Genomic DNA, 26,032 nt, shown 5'->3' with positions numbered 1-26,032 from the left:
CGAGGTGCAGACCGTGCCGGCCGCGGGGAACCCCCGCCGGCGTGAGCCGGTGCTGGAGATCCGAAACCTCAACGTGGACTACGGGCTGGGCGACGACGCCGTGCACGCGGTGCGCGAGGTGCATCTGACGCTGCACCGCGGCGAGGTGCTCGGGCTGGCCGGGGAGAGCGGCAGCGGCAAGTCCACGCTGGCCTACGGTGCGACCCGGCTGCTCGCGCCGCCCGGGGTGATCGCCGGCGGGCAGGTCGTCTACCACCCGCGCGACGGCGCGCCGTTCGACGTGCTCGCGCTCACGCCGAAGCAGCTGCGCGCGTTCCGCTGGGCGGAGACCTCCATCGTGTTCCAGGGCGCGATGAACTCGCTCAACCCGGTCCACAAGATCTCGGTGCAGCTCGTCGACGTGATCCGCGCGCACACGCCCGGACTGACCCGGGCCGCGTTGACCGCCCGCGCCGCCGAACTGCTCGGCCTGGTCGGCATCGCGAAGGACCGGCTCGACGCCTATCCCCACCAGCTCTCCGGCGGCATGCGGCAGCGCGTCATGATCGCGATGGCGCTCGCGCTGGAGCCACAGGTGGTGATCATGGATGAGCCGACCACCGCGCTGGACGTGGTCATGCAGCGGCAGATCCTGCGGCAGCTCGTCGCGCTGCGCGAACGGCTCGGCTTCTCGGTCCTGTTCATCACGCACGACCTGTCGCTGCTGGTCGAGTTCTCCGACCGGATCGCCATCATGTACGGCGGGCGGATCGTGGAGGAGGCACCGGCGGCCGCGCTGTATCGCGACTCGCTCCATCCGTACAGTCATGGGCTGCTCAACTCCTTCCCCGCCCTCCGCGGTGCCAAGCGTGAACTCAGCGGCATTCCCGGGTCGCCGCCGGATCTACGCGCCATGCCGCACGGCTGCTCCTTCCACCCGCGCTGCCCGAAGGCGTTCGCACCGTGCGGCACGCATCTGCCGCCGCTCGGGCCGCCGCCGGCCGCCGACGCGGCGGGAGACCGCACCGTCGCCTGCTGGCTCCACCCGACCACCGCCCCGGTCGGGTGATCCCGCCGGGCCCGCGCGCTCCCGCACGGCACGCGGGCCCGGCCTACGTCTATACCATCCATCGACAACTGTCAGCGAGATTACGCGCCGGGCCGCCGGCTGTTCCGCCGCCTGTGGATAACTTTCCGGCCTGTGGACATCGATGAACCCACTGCGTCGGCTGGCATGATGGACCGCGGCCGACGGTCGGCCGGAGGGCGGGGTCTCGATGTTCGGACGAACGGCACAGGCGGCACGGAGGGCGCGTTCGGTGGCCGCGGCCGTCACCACGGCGGCGCTGGTGATGACCGCTGTCCCGGCATCCGCGGCGCCGGGTGGCGCGACGCTGCGGCGCACCGAGTTCGGCCTCCCGCACGTGCTCGCGTCCGGTTATCGCGCGGCCGGCGTCGGCGCGGGCTACGCGTTCGCCGAGGACAACCTGTGTCTGCTCGCACCGCAGATCGTCGCGCTCGACGGCGAGAAGTCGCGGTGGTTCGGGCCGGCCGGCGGCAACCTCGAGGACGACCTCTACCACCGCTGGCTCAACCGGAACCGCGTCGTCGAGCGCGCCCTGACCGGCCCCGGCGGGCCGTCCCGGGACGCCCGCGAGCTGGCGCGCGGTTACGCCGAGGGCTACAACCGCTACCTGGCCGAGGTCGGCGTCGACAACCTGCCCGAGTCGCTCTGCACGGGCGCCGAGTGGGTCCGCCCGATCGCCGAGCTGGACGTCTGGCGGCGCGTGCTGCAGATTTCCGACATGGGCGGCGCCGAGGGCGTCACCGATCTGGTCGCGGCCGCGCAGCCGCCCGGCACGCCGGCCGTCGCGTCGCGCACCGCGCCGACCGGGCTGCCCGACCTGTTCGGCGGCGGCATCGGCAGCAACGCGGTCGGTCTCGGCGCCGACGCCACCACCGGCCGCACCGGCATGCTGCTGGCCAACCCGCACTTCCCCTGGCAGGGTGACCGCCGCTTCCACCAGATCCACCTGACCATCCCCGGCGAGCTGAACGTCTCCGGCGTCTCGCTCCCCGGCCTGCCCGGCGTGGCGATCGGCCACACCGACCGGGTCGCCTGGAGCCACACCGTCTCCACCGCGGCCACGGTCACGCTGCACCGGCTCGCACTCACCCCCGGCGACCCCACCCGCTACGTGGTGGACGGTCAGACCCGGGCGCTGCGCAACGACCCGGTGACCGTGACCGTGCGGCAGGACGACGGCACGCTCACCACCGTCACCCAGCGGGTGTGGAGCACGCCGGACGGCCCGATCGTGTCGATCCCCGGCATGCTGCCCTGGGACACCACCCAGGCCTTCCAGTTGCGCAGCGCGAACGCGACCAACCTGCGCACGGTCGACCAGTGGATCGGCATGGCCAAGGCGCGCGACGTGCGGCAGCTCCGCGACGTCCAGGCCCGGCTGCTGGCCTCGCCCTGGGTCAACACCGTCGCGGCCGACGTGACCGGCACCGCGTTCTACGGCGACCTGCAGGCCGTCCCGCACGTGACGGACGAGCAGCTGGAGCGGTGCGAGCTCGCGGACTTCGACGGCATCCCGGTGCTCGACGGCTCCCGCGCCGACTGCGCCTGGGGCACGGACGCGGACGCGCCCGCGCCCGGCCTGTTCGGCGCCGGCAACCTGCCCACGCTGTTCCGCCGCGACGTGGTCAGCAACATGAACGACAGCCCGTGGCTGGCGAACCCGGCCGCGCCGCTGGTCGGCTACCCCGCGATCGTCGGAGACACCGGGACGCCACGGTCGTACCGGACCCGGTTGGGCCTCGAGATGATCGCCGAGGGCATCGCGGATTCCGGCTTCACGCTGGCCGAACTGCAGGCGATGCAGCTCAACAACCGTAACTTCACGGCCGAGCGCGGCCTGCCGTCCGTGCTGGCCTGGTGCCGGTCCGGCGCGCCCGCACCGTCCGCGGTCGCCACCGACGGCCGCACGGTCGACCTGACCGCCGCCTGTGCCGCGCTGGCCGGGTGGAACACGCGGGGCGACCTCGAGGCCCGCGGCGCCGCGCTCTGGCGCGTGTTCATCCAGCGCCTGCGGACCAGCCCGTGGACGGTCCCGTTCGACCCGGCCGACCCGGTGCGCACGCCACGCGACTTCGACGCGACCCGTCCGGGAGTCAGCACCGCGCTCGCCGACGCGGTCCAGGCCTTCGCCGCGGCCGGTGTCCCGGTCGACGTCCGTCTCGCCGACGTGCAGAAGTACGAGAACATCGGCGTGCACGGCTGCGACGGCCGGGAGGGCTGCTTCAACGTCATCACCGCCGACGTCACCCGTCCGGATTCCGGCGTGCAGCACGGGTCCAGCTTCATCATGGCCACCGAGCTGACCCGCTCCGGCCCGCGCACCCGCACGCTTCTCACGTACGGCCAGTCCGCGAACCCGACGTCGCCCCACCACACCGATCAGATCCACGTCTACAACGACAAGCGGTGGGTCACCGAGCGCTTCACCGAGCGCGAGATCGCCTCCGACCCGCACCTGACGGTCCGCCACCTGCGGTAGGTCCGTGCCGGGTCACCGCTCGACCGTGAACGGGGGGCTCCGGGTCGGCCCGCCGTTCACGACGATCGGCGCGGTGCCGCCACGCGGGTCGTTCATCGTGCCCCGACCGTCAGCTCGACGGTGCCGGACCGGACGTCGTCCGGCACCTGGGCAACGCGGTCCCGGCGTGACCGACCCGCCCGGCCTGGCCCGCCGGCAGCGTCAGCGCCTCCTGGATCGGCGCCGAGGTGGTGGCCGGCGTCGGCTCGTCCCGGTCCGGTCCGGTCCGGTCCGGCAGCAGGAGATATCCGCCACCGCAGATCACCGTCAGCGCGAGAATCGCGAACGGCACACCCCGCCACGGTCGTTCGCCGGCCCCGAAGGATCCATGGCCGCACCATGTCGGCGCCCGGCCGGCTCGATGGGGGGCCGCGACCGCACGACCTGCGGTGAGCCGGCGCGGTCAGCGGAGCCGGACGACGCCCGCGGCAGTCGGGGTGAAGCCGCAACCTCGGTAGAAGGCGTCCAGGTGCGGTTCGTAGTCGACGTGCAGCCACGACGCGCCGGCGGCGCCGGCCGCGGCGGACGCCTCCCGCACGAGGCGCCGGCCGAGCCCGCGCCGGCGGTGAGCGGGGTGGACCGTGGTGTCGAGCAGGAACGCGTGCATGCCACCGTCGGTGGCGACGTTGATGTAGCCGACGAGGTCACGGCCGGAACGCGCGGTGATCCAGGCCAGGCTGCGGGCGTGGACCGGTGCCCACGTCCGCGCACGATGCCCCGGCCAGGACGCGGCGAACAACCCGTTCAGCTCCTTGTCGGTCACGTCGGCGCGGACCCGCAGCGTCATCGGCACGACGCGCACCATACGCGGACCTGGAACGCCGGACGCCCCGTGACCGGCCACCGCACGCACCGCCACCGCACGGCCCGCATGGCCGACGTGCCACCGCGCCCCGCCGCGCCGCACGTGCCGCCCCCACGCCGGAGGCGTTGCGCGGCCGGGCGCGGAGAAGCGCCGCATCCGCAGCCGCCCCGGATCGCGCTCGCTCCCCGGCGTCCTGTCGCCGGGTAATGGTGCCGATCCGACCGCCAGGCACGCGCCGACACGTCGGGCCTCGCCCGTGCGGCGGGCTGCGTTGCCCGCCGGGCCTCGCCGGTTCGTCGCCTGTCGGCTAGCGCTGCTTGTTGGCCCCGCACTGCTTGTTGGTCGGGCGTTGCCCGTTGGTCGGGCGTCGCCCGTTGGGTTCCGTTGCCCGTTGCCCGTTGCCCGTTGGCCGTTGGCCGGGTCGTCGGCTGGGCCGGTCGCCAACGCGGTGCGTTGCGGCGGCGGTGGGTGCGTTGCGGTGGCGGTGCGTGCGGTGGCGGAACTGGGCGGTGGCGGAACTGGGCGGTGGCGGAACTGGGCGGTGGCGGAACTGGGCGGTGTGGTGGGACGTCGAAGGGGGATCGGGCGGATACGGGAGGGCGTTGTGCGACAGCGAATCGTGGCCGGGATGCTGGTGATGACGGCAATGTCGGCGGGGGCGTGTGCGGGGCCGGGGGAACGGCCGGGTGCGGGGCCGGTGGGTCCGGCGGCGCCGGTGGCGACGGGATGGGAGTCGTGTGCGGCGGCGGGCGCGCCGGTGCCGATGGCGACGCCGCCGGACGCGACGGGCGGCATGATCCCGCCGGCCGGCTCGGACCAGGGAGATGATCCGCGGCTGCCGGAGGACTTCGTGCCGGTGGCGGTCACCACGTGCGGCGCGGAGTTCGCGGAGCGGCCGGACGGTGGGCAGGACGTCGTGATGGCGGAGGAACGCACCGAGGACCCGGCGGCGGTGGCCGCGCTCGCGGCGGCGCTGCGGCTGCCGGACCTGCCGGGTACGGCGGATGTGTGCACGGCCGACGCGATCGTGCTGCCCTGGTTCGTGCTGCACGATGCGCACGGCGGCTGGGTGCGGCCCGGTGTCCCGCACGACGACTGCCGCAAGCCCCGGCGTGAAGTGCTGGCCGCGCTGTCCGCGCTGCAGAGCACGACCGTCACGGAGACGCCGGTCGGTGAGGCCCGGTCGAGCCTGTCCGCGGGTACCGGCTGCGCGGACACGCATGCCGACATGATCGCGGTGACGGCCGGCTTCGGCACGGAGGCGCCACCGGCCGCGGCCCCGCCGCCCGGGGACGCGCAGTTGCGGCTGTGCGTCTACCTCGTTCCGGAGAACCAGCGGGGCAGCGGGAAACCGGCGGGCACGCTGGAGTCCGGTGCCGTGCTGACCGCCGGGGCGTGGGCGGCGGTGCGGGCGGCGTTCCCACCGGCCGCGACGGCCGCGCCGTGCGCCGAGGCGTCGGGCCGGTTCGCGATCCTGGAGCCGGTGACGTCCGGTCTCGTCACCTACGTCGAGCTGTCCGGCTGCGGACGCACCATGCAGGACGGTGCCGGCCTGGCCGCCGGCGCCCCTGCGCTCACCGCCGCGATCGAGGCGGCCGTGGCCTGACCTGCTCGGGGCGAGGCCGTGGCGGTTTCGCGGCCTCGCCCGCCCCACGGGAACGGCATCGACACGGCACCCGCACCCACGCTGCCCGCGATATGCCGAAATTCGGGCACGGAGTGCCCGGCCGTTCATCCGGCGGAGGGCCGGACCGGAATTGGTGAAGGGCGGGGCCGGGGCGAGTGCGGGCCGGCTCGGGTGTGGCACCAGCGCCAGCGCGGCTCCGGGCCAGGTGTCGGCCGGCGCGCCGAGCCGGCCCGTCGACGCCGAGCCGGCCCGTCGACCCCGGCCCGGCCCGTCGACGCCGGGCCGGGGTCGCGTGCCGGCCGACGCGGGAGTGGCGGGGTGCCGGCGGTGCGGGGGAGGGCTCTGTGCTGGCCGACGCGGGAGTGGCGGGGTAGCGGCGGTGCGGGGGAGGGCTGGGTGCTGGCTGACGTGGGACTGGCGGGGTGCCGGCGGTGCCGGTCGAAGGGCTGGGTGCTGGCCGACGCCGGAGTGGGCGGGGTGCCGGCCGGCGCGGGTGGCGGGTGTGGCCGGAGTTTTGAGAGTTCAGGTGATCTGGCGCATCAGGGAGAGCATGTCGGGGGAGACCCACTCCTCGGCGATCAGGGCGTCCCGGATGCGGTAGATCTCGATGCTGCCGAAGCTGACCGGGCGGTGGCTGGCGGGGATCCCCTGGAACGGGCCGGTGTGGGTGCCGTGGAAGCGGGCCCGGACCGCGATCCGGTCGTCCTGCGTGATCGTGTCCTCGATGGTGATGCGCAGGTCGGGGAAGGCGGCCAGCATCTGGCGGACGCCGGCCGCCCACGCCTCGCGGCCGTGCAGCGGGGTGGGCAGGCCGGGGATGTTGGCGATGAAGTCGTCGGTCAGCAGGGTGGCGGCGGCGTCGACGCCGTCGCGGGTGAGCGTCTCGAAGGCCCGGGTCATCAGGGCGGCATGCGATTCCATGCATCCAGTCTGGCCGATATGCGCACGGGGTCGCCGGGACCGCCGGGTCAGCCCGGCGGCGGGGTGCGGGAGGTGAGCGGGCCGGAACGGGAACGCCGGGCCGTCCAGCGCCCGGACCGCGAAGCGACCGAGGCGGTGGACGCGCCCGGCGCGTACCGCTGAACGGGTTTTATCGTTCGATGCGCTGGTTCTTGCCGATGACCACGATGCCGTTGTCGGAGACTGTGAAACGCTGGCGGTCGCGTTCGAGGTCGACGCCGATCTCCGCGCCTTCCGGGATGCGGACGTTCTTGTCGATGATGGCGTTGCGGACCACCGCGTGGCGGCCGACGTCGACGCCGTCGAGCAGGACGGAGCCGCTGACGTTGGCCCAGGAGTGGACGCGGACGCCGGGGGAGAGGATCGAGTTCTCCACCAGTGAGCCGGAGACGACCACGCCGGGCGAGATCATCGAGCCGACCGCGCGGCCGATGCGCTCCTCCCAGCCGTGCACGAACTTGGCCGGCGGGTACGGCGCGTGGTCGGTCAGGATCGGCCACTTCATGTTGTAGAGGTTGAAGATCGGGTGGATCGCGATGAGGTCCATGTTCGCCTCGTAGTACGAGTCGAGCGTGCCCACGTCCCGCCAGTACGCGCGGTCCCGTTCGGTCGATCCGGGGATCACGTTGTCGCGGAAGTCGTAGACGTTCGCGGTGCCGCGCGCGACGAAGCTCGGGATGATGTTGCCGCCCATGTCGTGCTTGCTGGCCAGGTCCTTCCCGTCGGCGGTGACGGCCTCGCAGAGCGCCTTCGTGGTGAACACGTAGTTGCCCATCGACGCGTAGATCTCGTCGGGGGCGTCCGGCAGGCCGATCGCGTCCGTCGGCTTCTCCCGGAACGCGGAGATCCGCCGGCCGCTCTCGTCGACCTCGATCACCCCGAACTGGTCCGCCATCGACAGCGGCTGCCGGATGCCGGCCACGGTGACGTCCGCGCCGGAGTCGATGTGGTCCTGCAGCATTTGCTGCGGGTCCATCCGGTAGATGTGGTCCGCGCCGAAGACGATGACGTAGTCGGGATTCTCGTCGTTGATCAGGTTCAGGCTCTGGTAGATCGCGTCGGCCGAGCCGGCGAACCAGCGGGGGCCCAGCCGCTGCTGCGCCGGTACCGGCGTGACGTAGTTGCCGAGCAGGTTGGACATCCGCCAGGTCTGGGTGATGTGCCGGTCGAGCGAGTGCGACTTGTACTGGGTCAGCACGACGATCTTGAGGAAGCCGGCGTTGGCCAGGTTCGACAGGACGAAGTCGATGAGCCGGTAGATGCCCCCGAAGGGCACACCGGGTTTGGCACGGTCGGCGGTGAGCGGCATGAGCCGCTTGCCCTCACCTCCGGCCAGGACGATGGCGAGAACTTTGGGCGTCATAAAAGGACGTTAACCAGGCCGGGTGCGCTCCGCCAGCCGAAGAGTCAATCTTTGATTAGGGTGCGATGGTGGGCACAGACAGGTTTAGAGTCGACCTTCTTACGCGGGAGTACCCGCCTGCCGTCTACGGCGGCGCCGGCGTGCACGTGGAGTACCTGGCGGCGGCGCTGCGCGCGCTGACGCCGGTGCGGGTGCACTGCTTCGGCGACCCCCGTCCCGATGCGTCGGCGTACGCCGACATCTCCGAGCTGAAGGACGCGAATCCGGCGCTCCAGGTGCTCGGAGTCGACCTCGCGATCGCGGCCGGCGTCGCCGGCACGGATCTCGTGCACAGTCACACATGGTACGCGAACCTGGCCGGTCACCTGGCCAAACTGCTGCACGGCGTGCCGCACGTGGTGACCACGCACAGCCTGGAGCCGTTGCGCCCGTGGAAGGCCGAGCAGCTCGGCGGCGGCTACGCGCTGTCCTCGTGGGCGGAGCGGACCGCGCTGGAGGCGGCGGACGCGGTCATCGCGGTCTCCGACGGCATGCGGCGCGACGTGCTGGCCGCCTATCCGGCCGTCGACCCGGCGCGGGTCCGGGTGGTGCACAACGGCATCGACACCGCGCAGTACGCGCCGGACCCGGCGACCGGCGTGCTGGAGCGGCTCGGCATCGCGACCGGCGTGCCGACGCTGACGTTCGTCGGCCGGATCACCCGGCAGAAGGGCCTGCCCTACCTGCTGCGCGCGGCCCGGCAGGTGGACCCGGCCGCGCAGCTGGTGTTCCTGGCCGGCGCGCCGGACACGCCGGAGATCGCGGCCGAGGTGTCCGCGCTGGTCGACGAGCTGCGCGCCACCCGGGACAACGTGGTGTGGATTCCGGAGATGGTGACCAAGCCGGAGGTCATCCAGGTCCTCACGCACAGCACGGTGTTCGTCTGCCCGTCCATCTACGAGCCGATGGGCATCGTCAACCTGGAGGCGATGGCCTGCGAGACCGCGGTGGTGGCGACCGCGACCGGCGGCATCCCGGAGGTGGTCGACGACGGCGTGACCGGGCTGCTGGTGCCGATCGAGCAGGTCACGGACGGCAGCGGCACGCCGGTCGACCCGGACCGCTTCGTCGCCGACCTCGCCGCCGCGATCAACTCGCTGATCACCGACCCGGACCGGGCGCGGCGCATGGGGCTGGCCGGCCGGCAGCGCGCGGTCGACCACTTCTCCTGGCCGGCGATCGCCGAGGCGACGATGGAGGTCTACCGCTCGGTGCTCTGATGTTGATCTATGGATCGGCATAGGATCCGGGTCATGACGACGCTACGGGGGACGTTGCGCACACTTCTCGCGGTCACGGCGGCGCTGGTCGTCGCCGTGACCGCGACCGGCACACCGGCCCGGGCCACCGGCCGGCAGCTGCTGTTCTACAACCACGCCTGGGGCAACGTCGACCCGGTGACGGCCGACGCGATCGAGGACTCGGCGTACCTGCGGGAGTTCGCGAATTTCCAGATCCGCACCGCGACCGGGGCCGGCGGCGTGACCTGGACCGGGCGTTACCTGATGGGCCGGCAGACCTACCTGGAGCTGTTCGGCGCCGGCGAGCTGCCGGGGCAGGACGGGCAGCCGGGCGCGGCCGGGCTCGGCGTGTCCACCGAGCGGGACGGTGATCTGGCGGCCGTGATCACGCGGCTGACCGCGCCGATCGAGTTCACCCAGACCCGCGACTTCGGCGACGGGGTGCCGGTGCCGTGGTTCGACGCGGTGTTCACCACGACCACGTACGACGCGTTCGGCGCCTGGGGCATGGAGTACCGGCCGGAGTACCTGGCCGACCCGCGGGCGAACGTGGAGCCGGCCTCGTTCCCGGGCGACGTCGGGCGCGAGCGGTACCTGTCCGACGACTACGCGGCCAAGCTGATGCGGGACGTCACCGGGGTGCACCTGGCGGTGACCGCGACCGACCTGGCCGCGACGCTGCCGCTGCTGCGGGCCGGCGGGTTCGCGGTGCGTGAGCTGCCCGGCGGCGGCGCGGTGGTCACCCGCGGCGGCACCACGCTCCGGTTCGACGCGGTCCCGCTGGCCGACGCGGGGCTGCGCGAGGTGACGTTCGCGCTCAACCGGCCGGTGGCCCGGCACGTGGAGCAGATCGGCACGTCCACGCTGACGGTCGGGCCCGGCAAGCACGCGGTCTGGAGTTTCTAGGCGGGGTAGCGGGCGGCGGCGGCGCGTAGTTCGGCCGCGATCCGGGCGCGCACCCGCGGCGGCCCCAGCACCTCGACGGCCGCGCCCAGGCCGAGCAGCGCGGTGCACGCCCAGTCGACGCTCTCGTACGGGACCGTGACCGTCACGTCGCCGGAGCACGAGGCCGGGAGGCGGTCGTGGCCGTGCACCGGCAGCGTCTCCCGGAGGCGGCCGAGCGCGTGCCCGGCGATCCGGAGCGTGACCTCGACCGCGGTCCGCTCGCGTTCCAGCTCCGCCCGCGCGGCCGACCAGGCCTCGGCCAGGTCGAAGTCGCGCGGGCGGCGTACCGGCGCGGGCAGTTCGTCGACGGCCCGGACGCGGGACACCCGGTAGGTGCGGCGCGCGCCGTCCCGCGTCGCGACCAGGTACCACACGCCGGCGGCCAGGACCAGGCCGAGTGGGTCGACCTCGCGGGTCGCGGTCTCGCCGGAGCGCACGGTGTAGACGATCCGGGCGCGGCGGTCCGACCAGACGGCCCGCGCGAGCGCGGACAGGCACGGCACCGGCTCGGGCGTGCCGAAGAACCGCACCGGGTCGAGGTGGAACCGGGCCGCGGTGCTCATCGCGCGGTCGCGCGCCGCGCCGGTCAGCCCGGCCCACAGCTTCACCCGCGCGCCCTCCAGGAGCGATCCGAGACCGAGGTCGTCCGCCGGCCCGGCCAGCCCGAGGAACGCCAGCGCGCCGGCCTCGTCCAGCCCCATGCCGGTCAGCCGGGTCCGGTAGCCGCCGTCCAGCCGGTAGCCGCCGGCCGGGCCGCGCGTCGACCGGATCGGCACGCCGGCCGCGGACAGCGCCTCCGCGTCCCGCTGCACGGTGCGCTCGCTGACCTCCAGCAGCCGGGCCAGCTCCGCGCCGGTGGCCTGCCCGCGCACCTGGAGGTGCAGCAGGAGTGACATCATCCGGGACGCGCGCACCCCGAAACGCTATCCCGACATGCGGTGTCGGGATAACCGTGCAGGATGGGACGCATGACCGAGATCGTGCTGTTCCACCACGTACACGGACTGACCGACGGCGTGCGGGCGCTCGCCGCGCGGTTCGAGGCCGCCGGCCACACCGTGCACCTGCCCGACCTGTTCGAGGGCCGGACGTTCGCGACGCTTCCGGAGGGCCTCGCCTACGCGCAGGAGGTCGGCTTCTCCCGGATCGCGGAGCGCGGCCGGGTGGCCGCGGACGCGCTGCCCGAGGACGTGGTCTACGCCGGTGTCTCGCTCGGCGTGTCGCCCGCGCAGATGCTGGCCCAGACCCGGCCCCGCGCCCGCGGCGCGCTGCTGCTGGAGGGCTGCCTGCCGCACGGCGAGTTCGGCCCGTGGCCGCGCGGCGTGCCGGTGCAGGTGCACGGCATGGCGGACGACCCTATCTTCGCGGCCGAGGGTGACCTCGACGCGGCGCGCGACCTGGTCAAGGAGGCCGACGACGGCGAGGTGTTCACGTATCCGGGCAGCGTGCACCTGTTCACCGACGAGAGCCTGCCCGGCTACGACGCGGACGCCACCGCGCAGGTCGTGGCGCGCGCACTGACCATGATCGGGAAACGCTGATCTTCTCGGCGCGCGGTTCGGGCTCTCCTGGTTTAGGTTTGCAGGGTGACCGGACGATTCCCGATCGAAGAGGTCGCCCCCACCGTGGACGGGGGACGTTATCCGGCGAAGGCCGTGGTCGGTGAGCTGCTGCCGGTGACGGTGACGGCGTACCGGGAGGGCCATCACGCGCTCGGTGTGAACGTCGTGTGGCAGGGGCCGGACGGTGCCGACCGCCCGTTCACCCGGATGCGCCCGCTCGGCGTCGGGCTGGACCGCTGGGAGGCGTTCGTCCGGCCCGACGCGCCGGGGGAGTGGACGTTCCGGATCGAGGCGTTCGACGACCCGTACCTCACCTGGCACAACGCGGTCACCAAGAAGCTCGCGGCCGGGCAGGGCCTCGCCGACCTGGCCAACGACCTGGCCGAGGGCGCGGCGCTGCTGTCCGAGGCCGCGCGGAACCTGCCGCTGAACGCGGACAGCCGGGCCGGCATCCAGCTGACCGACCGGGGGTACGCGTACGGCCGCGGCTCGGTGATCACCGAGTCCGGCGAGATCCCCGAGGCGGTCATGCCCACGCCGCGGGCGGAGCGGGCCCGGATCTTCGCGGCGGCCGAGGCGCTGCGCGACGAGGACCTGTCGCTGGTCGAGCGGACCACTCCGGCGCTGCAGCTGGAGGATCTGCTGTGGGACAAGCCGATCCGCCGCTACACCACGGCCTCCGAGACGTACCGAGTCTGGGTCGATCGCCGTAAGGCGCTCTTCAGCTCGTGGTACGAGTTCTTCCCGCGCTCCGAGGGCGCGGTGCTGCCGCACCGGTCCGGCACGTTCCAGACCGCGGCGAAGCGGCTGCCCGCGGTCGCGGAGATGGGCTTCGACGTGCTCTACCTGCCGCCGATCCACCCGATCGGCCGCACCTGGCGCAAGGGGCGCAACAACTCGCTGATGGCGCGGGCGGAGGACGTCGGCTCGCCGTGGGCGATCGGCGCGGAGGAGGGCGGCCACGACGCCATCCACCCGGACCTGGGCACGGCCGCGGACTTCCGGGAGTTCGTCGCGACCGCGAACGAGCTGGGTGTCGAGGTGGCGATGGACCTGGCGCTGCAGTGCTCGCCGGACCACCCGTGGGTCACCGAGCACCCGGAGTGGTTCACCCACCGCGCGGACGGCACGATCGCGTACGCGGAGAACCCGCCGAAGAAGTACCAGGACATCTACCCGCTCAACTTCGACAACGACCCGGCCGGGATCCGCGCGGAGATGCTGCGGATCGTCCGGCACTGGATGGGCGAGGGCATCCGCGCGTTCCGGGTCGACAACCCGCACACGAAGCCGCTGGACTTCTGGCACTGGCTGATCGGCGAGGTCAAGAAGACCGACCCGGACGTGATCTTCCTGGCCGAGGCGTTTACCCGGCCGGCCATCATGCACGGGCTCGGCAAGATCGGCTTCACCCAGTCGTACACGTACTTCACCTGGCGGACCAGCGCGCACGAGATGCGCGATTACTGCGTGGAGCTGGTCGCGTCCGCGCACTACATGACGCCGAACTTCTGGCCGAACACGCCGGACATCCTGCACGAGTCGCTGCAGCACGGCGGCCCGCCGATGTTCAAGATCCGCGCGGTGCTGGCCAGCATGCTGTCGCCGTCGTGGGGCCTCTACAGCGGGTACGAGCTGTTCGAGCACGAGCCGCGGCCGGGCGCGGAGGAGTATCTCGACAACGAGAAGTTCGAGCTGCGGCCGCGGGACTGGGAGCGGGCGGAGATCGAGGGCCGCTCGCTCAAGGGGTTCCTCACCCGGCTCAACGACATCCGGAAGCAGAACCCGGCCCTGCACTGGCTGCGGAACCTGCGCTTCCACCACTGCGACAACCCGGCCGTCCTGGTGTGGTCGAAGAAGGACCCGGACTCCGCGAACACGATCCTCGTCGCCTGCTCGTTCGACCCGGCGGGCGTGCAGTGGGCGACCGTGGACCTGGACATGCCGTCGCTGGGCCTGGCCTGGGGAGACCGGATCAGGGTGCACGACCTGCTCAGCGGCTCCAACCACGTGTGGGGCGCGTCCGGCAACGCGGTCCGGCTCGACCCGATCTTCAACCCCGCCCACATCTTCACCGTCGAGCGGATCGGAGGGTGAGCGCCATGGACCGGGTGATCACCGGTAACGCCCACGACCCGCACGCGGTGCTGGGTGCGCACCCGCATCCGGACGGCTCGGTCGTCCGCGCGCTCCGGCGGCACGCGACCGACGTCTCGGTCATCACCCCGGACGGCACGAAACACCCGATGACGAGGGTCCACGCCGACGGCGTCTTCGAAGCGGTGGTCCCGGGCGAGCCGGCCGACTACCGCCTCGACGTCGACGGCGAGGAGCAGGACGACCCGTACCGTCACCCGCCCACGCTCGGCGAACTCGACCTGCACCTGATCGCGGAGGGCCGGCACGAGCGGCTGTGGACCGTGCTCGGCGCCCGGACCGTCGAGCACGGCACCGCGTTCGCGGTCTGGGCCCCGAACGCGCAGGGCGTCCGGCTCGTCGGCGACTTCACCGGCTGGGGCCCGCACGACGGCTGGCCGATGCGCTCGATGGGCAGCACCGGCGTCTGGGAGATCTTCGTACCCGGCGTCCCCGACGGCGCCCGGTACAAGTTCCGCATCCTCGGCGCGGACGGCCACTGGCGGGAGAAGGCCGACCCGCTGGCCCGGCACACGGAGATCCCGCCGCGTACCGGCTCGGTGGTCTTCCAGAGCACCTACGAGTGGAACGACACGGAGTGGATCACCCAGCGGGCGCTCAACAAGCCGCACCGCGAACCCATGTCCGTCTACGAGGTCCACCTCGGCTCCTGGCGCCCCGGCCTCGGCTACCGCGAGCTCGCGGACGAACTGGTCGGCTACCTCGTCGAGACGGGCTTCACGCACGTCGAGTTCATGCCGGTCGCGGAACACCCGTTCGGCGGCTCCTGGGGCTACCAGGTCACCGGCTACTACGCGCCCACCTCGCGGTTCGGCGACCCGGACGACCTGCGGCTGCTCATCGACGAACTGCACCAGGCCGGCATCGGTGTCATCCTCGACTGGGTGCCCGCGCACTTCCCGCGCGACGAGTGGGCGCTCGCCCGGTTCGACGGCACCCCGCTCTACGAGCACGGCGACTGGCGGCGCGGCGAACACCCGGACTGGGGCACGTACGTCTTCGACTACGGCCGCCGCGAGGTCCGCAACTTCCTGGTCGCGAACGCGCTCTACTGGTTCGAGGAGTTCCACGTCGACGGCCTGCGGGTGGACGCGGTCGCCAGCATGCTCTACCTCGACTACTCCCGGAACCCGGGGGAGTGGCTGCCCAACGAGTACGGCGGCAACCAGAACCTGGACGCGATCAGCTTCCTCCAGGAGGTCAACGCGACCGTCGGCAGGCAGTACCCCGGCACGCTCATGATCGCCGAGGAGTCGACCGCGTTCCCCGGCGTCACCGCGCCCACCGACCAGGGCGGCCTCGGCTTCGGCTTCAAGTGGAACATGGGCTGGATGCACGACACGCTCACGTACATCGGCAAGGACCCGATCCACCGGCAGTACCATCACCACCAGCTCACGTTCTCGCTGGTCTACGCGTGGTCGGAGAACTACGTGCTGCCGATCAGCCACGACGAGGTGGTGCACGGCAAGGGCTCCCTGGCCGGCAAGATGCCCGGCGACGACTGGCAGCGAATGGCCAACACCCGCGCGCTGATGGCGTACATGTACGCGCACCCCGGCAAGAACCTGCTCTTCATGGGCGCGGAACTGGGCGACGACCGCGAGTGGTCCGAGGAACGCGGCCTCGACTGGTACCTGCTCCACGACCCGCGCCGGGCCGGCCTCAAACGCCTGCTCACCGACCTCAACAAGGTCTACCGCGCGCAGGCCGCGCTCTGGTCCCAGGACACCACGCCCGACGGCTTCCGCTGGATCGTCAACGACGACGTGCAGAACAACGCGGTCGCGTTCCTCCGGATCGCCCCGGACGGCGGCACGCTCGCCTGCGTCGCCAACTTCTCCGGCGGCCCGCTCGACGACTACCGCATCGGCCTGCCCTTCGCCGGCCGCTGGACCGAACTCGTCAACACGGACGCCCACGTCTACGGCGGCTCCGGCGTCGGCAACCTCGGCGGCATCTACACCGACGACATCCCCTGGCACGGCTACCCGGTCTCGGCCGTCCTCCGCGTACCCCCGCTCGGCGTCCTCTGGCTCACACCCGCATAAGGATCCACCCCATCCGCCGGTACGCGCGTCCCGCGCGCACCGGCGAGGGCGCTTCGCGGTCCGGTCGCGCGACGGCTCGGTGGCCGCGGCCTCTCGCCGTGACCGGGTCCGCGGCGCGCGCCACGCCGCGCACCCGGCGCGGCTCCCCGCCGTGGCCACTTCCCCGGCACCGGGGCCGCGGTGGCGCCGCCCCGCTCCGCCGGATCGATGATCGTCCGCACGCCGGATTCTTGTCGTACCTGTGTTCTAAGGTCTGCGGCCATGGGACTCTTTGGAGAGTGGATGCGGGCCGCACCCGCCGACCTGAAACCGTTGCGCGGTGACCTGACCGCGGTCCGCAAGTTCATCGCCGACGGCGAGGGCCCGCGCTGCGGCCTCGAGGGCGACTGGGCCGGCATCGACTTCCTGCTGCGCCGCCGCGACTTCCCGGTCGACATCGTGTTCGGCGAGGAGCCGTTCGCCGCACCGTCCGCGGAGGACAAGGAGTGGGACTCCGACCCGCCCGCCTACCTCACGCCCGCGCAGGTGCGCACGGCCGCCGCCGCGCTGCGCGACCTGACCGCGGAGGAGTTCGTCCACGGCGTCACCGCCGCCGAGCTGCGCCGCGCCGGCCTCTACCACCTCTACACCCCGGCCGCGCTCCCCACGCTCGCCGCCCGCCTCCCGGCCGTCCGCGACTACTTCACCCGCGCCGCCGCCTGCGGCGACGCCATCATCTGCTGGCTCTCGTGACCCACCACCGCCACGGCCGCGTGCGCCCGCACCCCCACCTCCGCGCCCGCCCACCCCCCGGACCCACCCGACTTCAACAGCCACCCCGGCCACCCCGCGCCCCACCCCAGCCGCCGGGCACCATCCCCGAACCCACCGCCACCCCGCGCTGGCGCCGGCTCCGCGTCGATTCGGCGCTGGCGGCTGCTTTCGCGCTGGCGGCTGTTCCCGCGCGGAGGGCCGCTTCCGCGCTGAGTGCCACCCCTGCTGGGCCGCCATCCCCGCTGGGCCGCGACCGCGGTGGCGCCGGCTCCGCGCTGGCGACTGGCGGCTGGCGGTGATCCACGCCCTGGCGCTGCGACGCTGGCTGGCGCTGCGACGCCTGTCGGCGGATGGGGCATTCGGCGGCCTGGCCGGCACCACGACGGGGCTGGGGCTGCGGCCGGACAGCCGCTGGGGTTGCGATGGTGCCAGGGCCGGTGACGCGACGGATGCTAGGGCTGTGACGGTGCTGGGGCCGCGGCTGCGGCCGTCGGCGCGACGAGGACTGGCGCTGCGACGGCGACTGATGGAGCGCCGGCGGCCGACGCCACGACGACGGCCGGAGCCGCGTGGGCCGGCGACGGCGCCGCGGTGACCCGCGCCGTGACGTGGGCTGGTGGTGTGCGCGTGGCGGGCGTCGTGGCGAGGGCTGGCGGTGCCCCGGCGGTTGGCGGTGTCTCAGAAACTGGCGCGGCGGTGGTCCGCGACGTTGCCGGAGCTGGCGGCGCGGCGGGGGACGCCGGTGCGGCGGTGTTCAGCGGTGCCTCGAGGTCCGCCGGCGTGCCTGGATCCGGCGGTGCGGCGAGGGCTGGCGGCGCGGCGGCATCCGGCGGCGCGGCCGGATCCGGCGGCGTGACAGGGTCCGGCGGCGTGACAGGGTCCGGCGGCGTGACAGGGTCCGGCGGTGCGGCGAGGGCCGGTGGTGTGGCGCGGGTCGGTGGTGTGGCCGGGGCCGGGGCCGTGGTGTGGGTGGTCGACGGGCGGGACGGTGGGCGGCCGAACATGGAGTCGTGGAGCCAGGTGAGGTCGTCGTGATCGGGGAAGCGGGCGTGGGCGGCCCGGAGCAGTGCGCGGACCTTGCCGGCGCGTCGGGCGCGGGTGAGGAGGCGCTGGAGGAGGTCGCCGCCGCGTATGTCGATCATGTTGATGCGGACGTCGGCGGCCAGGTCGAGGATGTCCTGGGCGGTGCGGCACGCGTCCGCGAGGCAGTCGTCGAGCACCACCACCCGCAGTTCCGGCGGCAGGTCACGGCGGTCGGCGGCGGGTTCCCGGCGTGGCTGCCGGCCCGACTCGTCAGGCGAGGGGATCATCGGTGCGGGTCCTTCCGGGCGTCACCCGGCGCGTGCGCTGCCGGTGGACGCCCAACGAGCGACACGCGGCACGGTATCGGCCGGGCCCGCCCGGTCCACCGCGCGGGTACCCGGCTCCGGCCGCGGGCGCCCGCCCCGCGGCGGTGCCGGCCCCCGGTGACGCGGTGGCCCGGGACGTGTGTGGTGGTCGCGGCACTGATCGGCCCCCCGCTGGCTCCCGGCTCCGGTCCATCGTGCGCGCAGGCACGGCTGCCGGCCGCGCGAAAGACGGATTGTGCACAGCCCGCGGCGGGCCGACGGTGCGTCAGGCGCGGTCGTCGATGTCGACGATCTCCTGGCCGAGCGGCCAGAACGCGGCCGGCACCAGCTTGAAGTTGGCGATGCCGAACGGGATGCCGATGATGGTGACGCACTGCGCGATGCCGGCCGTGATGTGGGTCAGCGCCAGCCACCAGCCGGCCACGACCACCCAGATCACGTTCGCCACGCCGGACGCGACGCCGGCGCTCGGCTTCGGGACGATCGTGCGGCCGAACGGCCACAGCGAGTAGACGGCGAGGCGGAGCGAGGCCACGCCGAACGGGATCGTCACGATCAGCGCGAAACAGATCAGCGCGGCGATGCCGTAGCCGATGGCGAGCAGGATGCCGCTGCCGAAGATCAGCCACAGGACGTTGAGCAGAAAGCGGATCATGTGGTCGATTGTGGTACCCCGCGTCCAGACCCGCCGCGTTCGGTGAAGCAGGTCTCAGCACCCGGTTTTGATTGTCATGTAACTGACATCTCGCTGAGTGTGTACCGTCAAGCCGTCCGGAAAGGCTTGCCGCTGTCATCGTTCGGCGCCGGGTGGCGCGTTCGCCACCTGCGGCATGGGTGCGGCGCACAGTCGGCACGACCCCGGGGGGCCCGTGCTCGTTCTGCTGGTGATCCACGCCGTTGTGGCTGCCGTCGCGCCGTGGCTGGTGCGCGCGATCGGCGGCCGTGGTCTCTACCTGGTCGCGCTGGCGCCCGCGAGCGCCGCCGTCTGGGCCGCGACGCGGACCGGGCGCCGCACCGCCGAGACGATCGAGTGGATCCCGCAGCTCGGGCTCGACCTGGCATTCCGGCTGGACGCGCTGTCCTGGCTGCTGGTGCTGCTGGTCGGCGGCGTCGGCGCGCTCGTGCTGGCCTACTCCGCCCACTACTTCGACGACCGTGCCGAGCAGGCCCGGCACGCCGGCCTGCTGGTCGCGTTCGCCGGTGCGATGCTCGGCCTGGTGCTCGCGGACGACCTGCTGCTGCTCTACGTGTTCTGGGAGCTGACCAGCGTCCTGTCCTACCTGCTGATCGCGTCCGATCCGGGCCGCCGGGCCGCCCGTCGCGCGGCCATGCAGGCACTGCTGGTCACCACGCTCGGCGGCCTCGCCATGCTGGTCGGCATCGTCATGCTCGGCGCCGGTGCGGGCACGCACCGCTGGTCGCAGCTCGCGCAGGACCCGCCGGCCGGCGCGTGGGGCACGACCGCGGTGGTGCTGATCCTGGCCGGTGCGCTGGCGAAGTCCGCGATCCTGCCGTTCGGCGCGTGGCTGCCGGCCGCGATGGCCGCGCCCACGCCGGTCAGCGCCTACCTGCACGCGGCCGCGATGGTCAAGGCCGGCGTGTTCCTGGTCGCGCTGCTCGCGCCCGCGTTCGCCGGCGTGCTCGCCTGGCAGCTGCTCACGGTCGGCGCGGGCCTGGCCACGACGCTGCTGGCCGGCCTCGCGGCGCTGCGCCAGTACGACCTGAAACTGCTGCTGGCCTACGGTACGGTCAGCCAGCTCGGCCTGCTGGTGGCCGTGCTCGGCGCCGGCACCCGGGCCGCCGCGCTGGCCGGCCTGACGTTGCTGCTCGCGCACGCGCTGTTCAAGTCCGCGCTGTTCCTCACGGTCGGCGCCGTCGACCACGCCACCGGCACCCGCGACCTGCGCGGACTGTCCGGCGTCGGCCGCCGGCTGCCGGTGCTCGCGATCGCGGCCACGCTCGCGGCCGCGTCGATGGCCGGTGTGCCGCCGCTGCTCGGCTTTCTCGGCAAGGAGGCGATGTTCGCCGCGTTCGCCACCGGCGAGCCCGCGGACACGCTCGCGCTCGTCGCCATGGTCGCCGGCGCCACCCTCACGGTCGCCTACAGCCTGCGCTTCCTGTGGGGCGCCTTCGCCACCAAGCCCACCGCCGTCGGCACAGAGCTCGCCACCGCAGGCGGCACCATACCGGCCGTCACCAAGCCCGCCGCCAGCGGCGGCACGACACCGGCCGTCACCGGACCGGCCGTCGACGACGGCACCGCACTCGCCGTCAACGACGGCACCGCATCCGCCGTCAACGACGGCACCGCATCCGCCGTCAACGACGGCACGACACCGGCCGTTACCCGGCCCGCCGCCACCGGGGGCATCGGCCGCACCGGACCGGCCGCCCGGAGCGGCACCGCGACGACCGCCCCGGCCGGTGCCGGCGGTGAACACTTCCACCCGCCCGGCCCCGGTCTGCTCGCCGCTCCCGTGCTGCTCGCCCTGGCCGGGCTGGCCGGCGGCCTGGCGGCCCCGGTCGTGGAGCGCGGGCTCGTCGCGTACCCGCGCGGGCTTGCCGGTGTGGAGGTTCATCTGGCCCTCTGGCACGGGCTGAGCCTGCCGCTGGGGCTGTCCGTGCTGGCGATCGTGGCCGGTGCCGGCCTGTTCCGGCTCACCCGCGACCGCATCCACGCGCCGGGCCGGATCAGCGCCGGTGCCTGGGTCTACGAGCGGGCGCTGCGCGGCGTCGACCGGCTGTCCGTCGAGCTGACCGGTGCGACGCAGCGTGGTTCGCTGCCCGCGTACCTCGGCGTGATCCTGGTCGTGCTCGTCGTGATCGCCGGTACCGCGCTGGTGGCCGGTGCGCCGTGGCCGACCGGCTACCGGGTCTGGGACACGCCGTTGCAGGCGGTCGCGGGCGTCGCGATCGTCGCGGCCGCGATCGGCGCGGTCCGGGCGCAGCGGCGGCTGGCCGCGTTCGTGCTGGCCGGTGTCGCGGGTTATGCCGTGTCGGTGCTGTTCATCCTGCACGGCGCGCCGGATCTGGCGCTCACCCAGGCGCTGGTGGAGACGGCCAGCATCGTGATGGCCGTGCTGGTGCTGCGCCGGCTGCCGGCGAAGTTCTCCGAGCGTCCGCTGCGCGTGTCCCGGCACTGGCGGATCGTGCTCGGCGTGGCGGTCGGGCTGGCCGCGGCCGGGATGGCGTTCGTGGCCGGTGGCGGCCGTGTCGCCGCGCCGATCTCCGAGGGCTTTCCCGAGCTGTCGGTCAGTTACGGCGGCGGCACGAACATCGTGAACGTGATCCTGGTCGACATCCGGGCCTGGGACACGATGGGCGAGATCTCGGTGCTGGTGGTGGCCGCGACCGGCGTCGCCAGCCTGATCTTCCAGCGCACGTCCGCGCTGCGCCGCCGGGCCGAGACGCCCACGCCGAAACGGCCGCCGCCGGCGGTGTGGACCGGCAAGGAGGACAGCGTGATCCTCCAGGTCGTCACCCGGCTGATCTTCCACACGATCGTGCTGTTCTCGGTGTACCTGCTGCTCTCCGGCCACAACGCGCCGGGCGGCGGGTTCGCCGGCGGGCTGGTCGCGGCGCTCGCGCTGACCGTGCGCTACCTGGCCGGCGGCCGTCGCGAGCTGAACCGGGCCGCGCCGGTCGACGCGGGCGCGGTGCTCGGCACCGGGCTGCTGATCGCGGTCGGCACCGGCGTGACCGCGATGTTCCTCGGCGGTCAGGTGCTGCAGACCGCGATCGTGGACGTGCACGCGCCGGTCCTCGGTGACCTGCACGTGGCCACGTCCACGATCTTCGACGTGGGCGTCTACCTGATCGTCATCGGGCTGGTGCTGGACATCCTGCGCAGCCTCGGCGCGGAGCCGCAGGGCGGGCCGGACGAGTCCCCGCCGGAGGACGAGCCGGACCAGCGGCAGGACCGAGACCAGGACCGAGACCGAGACCAAGATCAAGATCGGGAGAAGGTGACCGCGTGACCCCGAACCTCGTGTACATCGTGCTCGTCGGCGTGCTCTTCGCGGCCGGCGTGGTGCTGCTGCTGGAACGCAGCCTGACCCGCATCCTGGTCGGCGTCATCCTGCTCGGCCACGGCGCGAACGTGCTCATCCTCTCCGGTGGCCGGGCCGGCGGCCCGCCGATCGTCGGCACGGTCGCGGACGAGGAGATGAGCGACCCGCTGCCGCAGGCCATGATCCTGACCGCCATCGTGATCACGCTGGCCGTGACCGCGTTCCTGCTCGCGCTCGCCTACCGCAGCCGGGACATCACCGGCCACGACGAGGTCCAGGACGACGCCGAGGACCGCCGGATCGTGGTGCTCGCCGAGCGCGACGACGTCCAGATCGGCGACGACCAGGACCAGGATCAGGACCAGGACTCCCCGGCGGTACGGGCATGACGTTCCTCGTACCGCTGCCGGTCGTCATCCCGCTGCTCGGCGCGGCCGTCACGCTGCTGCTCACCAGGCGCCCGCGCGCCCAGCGCACGGTCAGCCTGACCGCGCTCTCCACCACGCTGATCGTGTCGCTGGCACTGCTGGTGCTGTCCACGCAGGACGGCGCGCTCGCGGTCGCGGTCGGCGGCTGGGGGCCGCTCGGCATCGTGCTGGTCGCGGACCAGCTGGCCGCGCTGATGCTGGTGGTGTCGTCCGCGGTGACGCTGTGCGTGCTGATCTACTCGATCGGCCAGGGCATGGTCGACGGCGTGGAGGACACGCCGCTGTCCGTCTACCACCCGACGTACCTGATCCTGACCGCGGGCGTGACGAACGCGTTCCTGTCCGGGGACCTGTTCAACCTGTACGTCGGCTTCGAGATCCTGCTCGTCGCGTCGTACGTGCTGCTCACGCTGGGCAGCACGGAGAACCGGATCCGCGCCGGTACGACGTACGTGGTGGTCTCGCTGCTCTCCTCGCTGATCTTCCTGACCGCGCTCGGCCTGGTCTACGCCGCGACCGGCACGCTCAACATGGCGCAGCTGGTGACGCGCCTGGACGCGCTGCCGGACAACCTGCGCCTGGTGCTGCAGGGCATGTTGCTGCTCGCGTTCGGCATCAAGGCCGCGGTGTTCCCGCTGTCGTCCTGGCTGCCGGACAGCTACCCGACCGCGCCCGCGCCGGTCACCGCGGTCTTCGCCGGCCTGCTCACCAAGGTCGGCGTCTACGCGATCATCCGGACCGAGACGCTGCTGTTCCCGGAGGGGCGGGTCACCGACCTGCTGCTGATCGTGGCGCTGCTGACCATGGTGGTCGGCATCCTCGGCGCGGTCGCCCAGTCGGACATCAAGCGTCTGCTGTCCTTCACGCTGATCAGCCACATCGGGTACCTGCTGCTCGGGATCGGGCTGTCCACGCCGGCCGGCCTGTCCGCGTCGATCTTCTACACCGCGCACCACATCGTCGTGCAGACCACGCTGTTCCTGGTGGCGGGCCTGATCGAGATGCGCGCCGGGTCGACCGCGCTGGACCGGCTGGGCGGGCTGGCCCGGCTGTCACCGATCCTCGGCGTGCTGTTCCTGGTGCCGGCGCTGAACCTGGCCGGCATCCCGCCGTTCTCCGGCTTCCTCGGCAAGGTCGGGCTGTTCCAGGCCGCGGCCGGGGTGGGCGGCTGGCTGGCCTGGACGCTGGTCGCCGGCGGCGCGGTCACCAGCCTGCTGACGCTGTACGCGATCGCGCGCGTGTGGAACCTCGCGTTCTGGCGCACGCCGAACCCGGCGATGCCCGGTGTCGCACCGGCGGACGTGACCGCGGTCGACTGCGTGCCGGCCGTGTCCGTCCCGGTCACCGGGCCGTCGGTGCCGGTGTCCGCCGGCGACGAGCGCGGCGCGTACGCGTCGGCGCGCGCGGGGCGAGCACCGTCGGCCGTACCGCCGGATGATCATGATCCGGACGAGTCCGCGGTGCGCCTGCCCGCGATGATGGTCGGCCCGACGGTCGCGCTGGTCGCGCTCGGCACGGCGCTGACCGTGGCGGCGGGACCGCTGTTCAGCGTCGCGGCCACGTCCGCCGCGGACCTGATCGGACGCGACGCGTACGTGCGGACCGTCGCCGACCTGCCGGAGGTGGGGGAGTGAGGCGCGCGACGCTGCGCGAACGCGCGGTGGCCGTGGCCGGCATGGTGGCGGTCTGGCTGCTGCTCTGGGGCAACGCCGGCCCGTTCACGATCCTCGGCGGCGTGCTGGTCGCGGTCCTGGCGCTGATGATGTTCCCGCTGCCGTCCGTGCCGTTCGGCGGCCGGGTCAGCCCGGCCGGGACCGTGCTGTTCGCCGTCTGCTTCCTGCGCGACCTGGTGCTGGCCAGCGCGCAGGTCGCGTGGCTGGCGATCCGGCCCGGCCCGGTGCCGGCCAGCGCCATCGTCGCGGTCCCGCTGCGGGCCCGTACCGACCTGCACATCACGCTCACCGCGGCCGCGCTGTCGCTGATCCCGGGCAGCCTGATCGTGGAGGCCGATCGCGCCCGCGCGATCCTCTACGTGCACGTCATCGGCGTGTCCACCCGGGAGGACGTGGAGCGGGCGCGGGCGGCGGTGGTCCGCCTGGAGACCCGTGTCCTGCACGCGACCGGCGTGCCCCGGACCGGCCGCGCGGGCGACCCGGCCACCCCCGCCTCCGTGCCCGGTCACGTCGCGGCCGCCCGGCCGGGACCGGCGGAGAGAGCGGGCCGGCGGTTCACGGCCGGCCGCGACGTGCAGGAGCGGCGCGTCACCCCGGCCGCCGAACCGGTGGTCGACACCGCCGTCCGTACCGACGAGGAGGAGCGCGCATGACCGTGTCCGGCGTGATTCTGACCGTGCTGCTCTGTGCGGCCGCCGGCCTGACGCTCTACCGCATCCTGCGCGGGCCGGCCGTGCTCGACCGGGTCATCGCCACCGACGTGCTGCTCGCGGTCGTGGTGGCCGCGATCGCCGCGGAGGCCGCGTTCAGCCGGGACGCGACCGCGCTGCCGGTGCTGGTGGTGCTGTCGATCCTCGGCTTCGTCGGCTCGGTCGGCGTGGCCCGTCTCGGCTCGTCCACCGCGGAACCGGACACCGCCGCGTCGGCCGCGGCCGGGCAGTCCGACACCGACCCGGCCGCGCTCAACGTCCCCACCCACGGAGGCCGGTCATGATCGACGTCATCGCGGTCGTCCTGATGATCGGCGGCGCACTGCTCTGCCTCGCCGCCGGCATCGCGCTGCTCCGCTTCCCCGACCTGCTCAGCCGCATGCACGCCACCGCGAAACCCCAGGTCCTCGGCCTACTGCTGATCCTGATCGGCTGTGGCCTGCGACTGCGCGACCCGGTCGACGTGACCACACTGGTCCTCGTCGCGGTCTTCCAGCTGGCCACCGCACCGGTGGCCGCGCACATGGTGGCCCGCTCCGCCTACCGCACCCACCGCTTCCGCGCCGACCTGCTCGTCGTGGACGAACTCGCGCCCGCCATCACCCCGGCAGCCGACACCCCGGCCGGCCACGGCCCCCGATGAGCACGATCCCCGCGTCACCGGTGCGGAAGGGGCAACGGCCCGCCCCGCGGACCGTTTCCGCACCACAGGTCCGGGTGCCCGGCACACGTGCACCCGGGTGCCGGGCACCCGGCCCGCGCGGCGCGCTCCTCG

The 26,032-nt window shown here is 73.3% G+C and carries 23 protein-coding genes; 16 read left to right on the top strand and 7 right to left on the bottom strand.

What is annotated here, in order from left to right; translation table 11 throughout:
* The first annotated feature begins 49 nt into the window (after positions 1 to 49).
* The gene (locus J2S44_RS42220) at positions 50 to 1,048 is read left to right on the top strand and encodes an ABC transporter ATP-binding protein (protein ID WP_310430155.1); all 999 of its coding nucleotides are present in this window, start codon (positions 50 to 52) and stop codon (positions 1,046 to 1,048) included.
* A 250-nt stretch (positions 1,049 to 1,298) separates the two neighbouring features.
* Positions 1,299 to 3,545 carry a penicillin acylase family protein gene (locus J2S44_RS42215; RefSeq protein WP_310429205.1) on the top strand — a complete coding sequence of 749 codons (2,247 nt, stop codon included), beginning with the start codon at positions 1,299 to 1,301 and terminating at the stop codon, positions 3,543 to 3,545.
* 109 nt (positions 3,546 to 3,654) lie between these two features.
* Here the strand turns inward: J2S44_RS42215 and J2S44_RS42210 are convergent, their stop codons facing one another.
* Together J2S44_RS42210 and J2S44_RS42205 are read right to left on the bottom strand one after the other, a co-directional pair.
* Positions 3,655 to 3,876, bottom strand: coding sequence for a hypothetical protein (locus J2S44_RS42210; RefSeq protein WP_310429203.1), 222 nt, complete (start codon positions 3,874 to 3,876; stop codon positions 3,655 to 3,657).
* A 111-nt stretch (positions 3,877 to 3,987) separates the two neighbouring features.
* Entirely contained in the window at positions 3,988 to 4,371 is a 384-nt protein-coding gene (locus J2S44_RS42205) for a GNAT family N-acetyltransferase (protein ID WP_310430153.1), read from the bottom strand.
* A gap of 733 nt (positions 4,372 to 5,104) precedes the next feature.
* Between J2S44_RS42205 and J2S44_RS42200 the strand changes: the two genes are divergently transcribed.
* Positions 5,105 to 5,995 carry a hypothetical protein gene (locus tag J2S44_RS42200; protein WP_310429201.1) on the top strand — a complete coding sequence of 297 codons (891 nt, stop codon included), beginning with the start codon at positions 5,105 to 5,107 and terminating at the stop codon, positions 5,993 to 5,995.
* Between the two features lie 543 nt (positions 5,996 to 6,538).
* On the opposite strand, the gene J2S44_RS42195 is transcribed toward J2S44_RS42200, so the two are convergent.
* Positions 6,539 to 6,937 carry an ester cyclase gene (locus J2S44_RS42195; RefSeq protein WP_310429199.1) on the bottom strand — a complete coding sequence of 133 codons (399 nt, stop codon included), beginning with the start codon at positions 6,935 to 6,937 and terminating at the stop codon, positions 6,539 to 6,541.
* 18 nt (positions 6,938 to 6,955) lie between these two features.
* Here J2S44_RS42195 and J2S44_RS42190 point away from each other — a divergent pair, with 18 nt between their 5' ends.
* Positions 6,956 to 7,099, top strand: a complete 144-nt coding sequence (locus tag J2S44_RS42190; protein WP_310429197.1) for a hypothetical protein — start codon at positions 6,956 to 6,958, stop codon at positions 7,097 to 7,099.
* A gap of 7 nt (positions 7,100 to 7,106) precedes the next feature.
* Here the strand turns inward: J2S44_RS42190 and glgC are convergent, their stop codons facing one another.
* Positions 7,107 to 8,339, bottom strand: a complete 1,233-nt coding sequence (glgC, locus tag J2S44_RS42185; RefSeq protein ID WP_310429195.1) for a glucose-1-phosphate adenylyltransferase — start codon at positions 8,337 to 8,339, stop codon at positions 7,107 to 7,109.
* A gap of 65 nt (positions 8,340 to 8,404) precedes the next feature.
* Here glgC and glgA point away from each other — a divergent pair, with 65 nt between their 5' ends.
* Both glgA and J2S44_RS42175 read left to right on the top strand, forming a co-directional pair.
* The gene (gene glgA, locus J2S44_RS42180) at positions 8,405 to 9,598 is read left to right on the top strand and encodes a glycogen synthase (RefSeq protein ID WP_310429193.1); all 1,194 of its coding nucleotides are present in this window, start codon (positions 8,405 to 8,407) and stop codon (positions 9,596 to 9,598) included.
* A gap of 33 nt (positions 9,599 to 9,631) precedes the next feature.
* Positions 9,632 to 10,525: a DUF5829 family protein gene (locus J2S44_RS42175; protein ID WP_310429191.1), complete on the top strand. Its 894-nt coding sequence runs from the start codon at positions 9,632 to 9,634 to the stop codon at positions 10,523 to 10,525.
* On the opposite strand, the gene J2S44_RS42170 is transcribed toward J2S44_RS42175, so the two are convergent.
* Positions 10,522 to 11,478: a helix-turn-helix transcriptional regulator gene (locus tag J2S44_RS42170; RefSeq protein WP_310429189.1), complete on the bottom strand. Its 957-nt coding sequence runs from the start codon at positions 11,476 to 11,478 to the stop codon at positions 10,522 to 10,524. The two genes, J2S44_RS42175 and J2S44_RS42170, sit on opposite strands and share 4 nt — an antisense overlap.
* A gap of 54 nt (positions 11,479 to 11,532) precedes the next feature.
* Between J2S44_RS42170 and J2S44_RS42165 the strand changes: the two genes are divergently transcribed.
* From J2S44_RS42165 to J2S44_RS42150, 4 genes are all read left to right on the top strand, one after another.
* A complete protein-coding gene (locus J2S44_RS42165; RefSeq protein ID WP_310429187.1) occupies positions 11,533 to 12,105 on the top strand; it encodes a dienelactone hydrolase family protein in 573 nt (190 codons plus the stop codon).
* A 45-nt stretch (positions 12,106 to 12,150) separates the two neighbouring features.
* Positions 12,151 to 14,223, top strand: coding sequence for an alpha-1,4-glucan--maltose-1-phosphate maltosyltransferase (locus J2S44_RS42160; protein ID WP_310429185.1), 2,073 nt, complete (start codon positions 12,151 to 12,153; stop codon positions 14,221 to 14,223).
* 5 nt (positions 14,224 to 14,228) lie between these two features.
* Entirely contained in the window at positions 14,229 to 16,334 is a 2,106-nt protein-coding gene (gene glgB / locus J2S44_RS42155) for a 1,4-alpha-glucan branching protein GlgB (RefSeq protein WP_310429183.1), read from the top strand.
* 261 nt (positions 16,335 to 16,595) lie between these two features.
* Positions 16,596 to 17,066: a DUF1877 family protein gene (locus tag J2S44_RS42150; RefSeq protein WP_310429181.1), complete on the top strand. Its 471-nt coding sequence runs from the start codon at positions 16,596 to 16,598 to the stop codon at positions 17,064 to 17,066.
* Between the two features lie 473 nt (positions 17,067 to 17,539).
* Here the strand turns inward: J2S44_RS42150 and J2S44_RS42145 are convergent, their stop codons facing one another.
* Positions 17,540 to 18,397, bottom strand: coding sequence for a hypothetical protein (locus J2S44_RS42145; protein WP_310429180.1), 858 nt, complete (start codon positions 18,395 to 18,397; stop codon positions 17,540 to 17,542).
* A 304-nt stretch (positions 18,398 to 18,701) separates the two neighbouring features.
* Complete coding sequence (locus J2S44_RS42140; protein WP_310429178.1) at positions 18,702 to 19,091, bottom strand: YccF domain-containing protein; 390 nt, start codon at positions 19,089 to 19,091, stop codon at positions 18,702 to 18,704.
* Positions 19,092 to 19,305: 214 nt separating this feature from the next.
* Here J2S44_RS42140 and mbhE point away from each other — a divergent pair, with 214 nt between their 5' ends.
* From mbhE to mnhG, 6 genes are read left to right on the top strand one after another with little or no spacing between them, the layout of a single operon-like run.
* Complete coding sequence (gene mbhE / locus J2S44_RS42135; protein WP_310429176.1) at positions 19,306 to 22,413, top strand: hydrogen gas-evolving membrane-bound hydrogenase subunit E; 3,108 nt, start codon at positions 19,306 to 19,308, stop codon at positions 22,411 to 22,413.
* The gene (locus tag J2S44_RS42130; RefSeq protein ID WP_310429174.1) at positions 22,410 to 22,835 is read left to right on the top strand and encodes a Na(+)/H(+) antiporter subunit C; all 426 of its coding nucleotides are present in this window, start codon (positions 22,410 to 22,412) and stop codon (positions 22,833 to 22,835) included. Before mbhE ends, J2S44_RS42130 begins: the two co-directional genes overlap by 4 nt.
* A complete protein-coding gene (locus tag J2S44_RS42125) occupies positions 22,832 to 24,508 on the top strand; it encodes a Na+/H+ antiporter subunit D (RefSeq protein ID WP_310429172.1) in 1,677 nt (558 codons plus the stop codon). Before J2S44_RS42130 ends, J2S44_RS42125 begins: the two co-directional genes overlap by 4 nt.
* A complete protein-coding gene (locus J2S44_RS42120) occupies positions 24,505 to 25,200 on the top strand; it encodes a Na+/H+ antiporter subunit E (RefSeq protein ID WP_310429170.1) in 696 nt (231 codons plus the stop codon). Before J2S44_RS42125 ends, J2S44_RS42120 begins: the two co-directional genes overlap by 4 nt.
* Positions 25,197 to 25,541, top strand: coding sequence for an MrpF/PhaF family protein (locus J2S44_RS42115; RefSeq protein WP_374727953.1), 345 nt, complete (start codon positions 25,197 to 25,199; stop codon positions 25,539 to 25,541). The genes J2S44_RS42120 and J2S44_RS42115 overlap by 4 nt, the downstream gene beginning before the upstream one ends.
* On the top strand, positions 25,538 to 25,900 hold the full coding sequence (gene mnhG / locus J2S44_RS42110) for a monovalent cation/H(+) antiporter subunit G (protein ID WP_310429168.1): 363 nt from the start codon (positions 25,538 to 25,540) through the stop codon (positions 25,898 to 25,900). Before J2S44_RS42115 ends, mnhG begins: the two co-directional genes overlap by 4 nt.
* Positions 25,901 to 26,032 lie beyond the last annotated feature (132 nt).

The organism is Catenuloplanes niger, from assembly GCF_031458255.1.
Taxonomy (GTDB): domain Bacteria; phylum Actinomycetota; class Actinomycetes; order Mycobacteriales; family Micromonosporaceae; genus Catenuloplanes; species Catenuloplanes niger.
The sequence above is the reverse complement of the archived record's forward strand: the minus strand, read 5'-3'. Positions and strand labels throughout refer to the sequence as shown.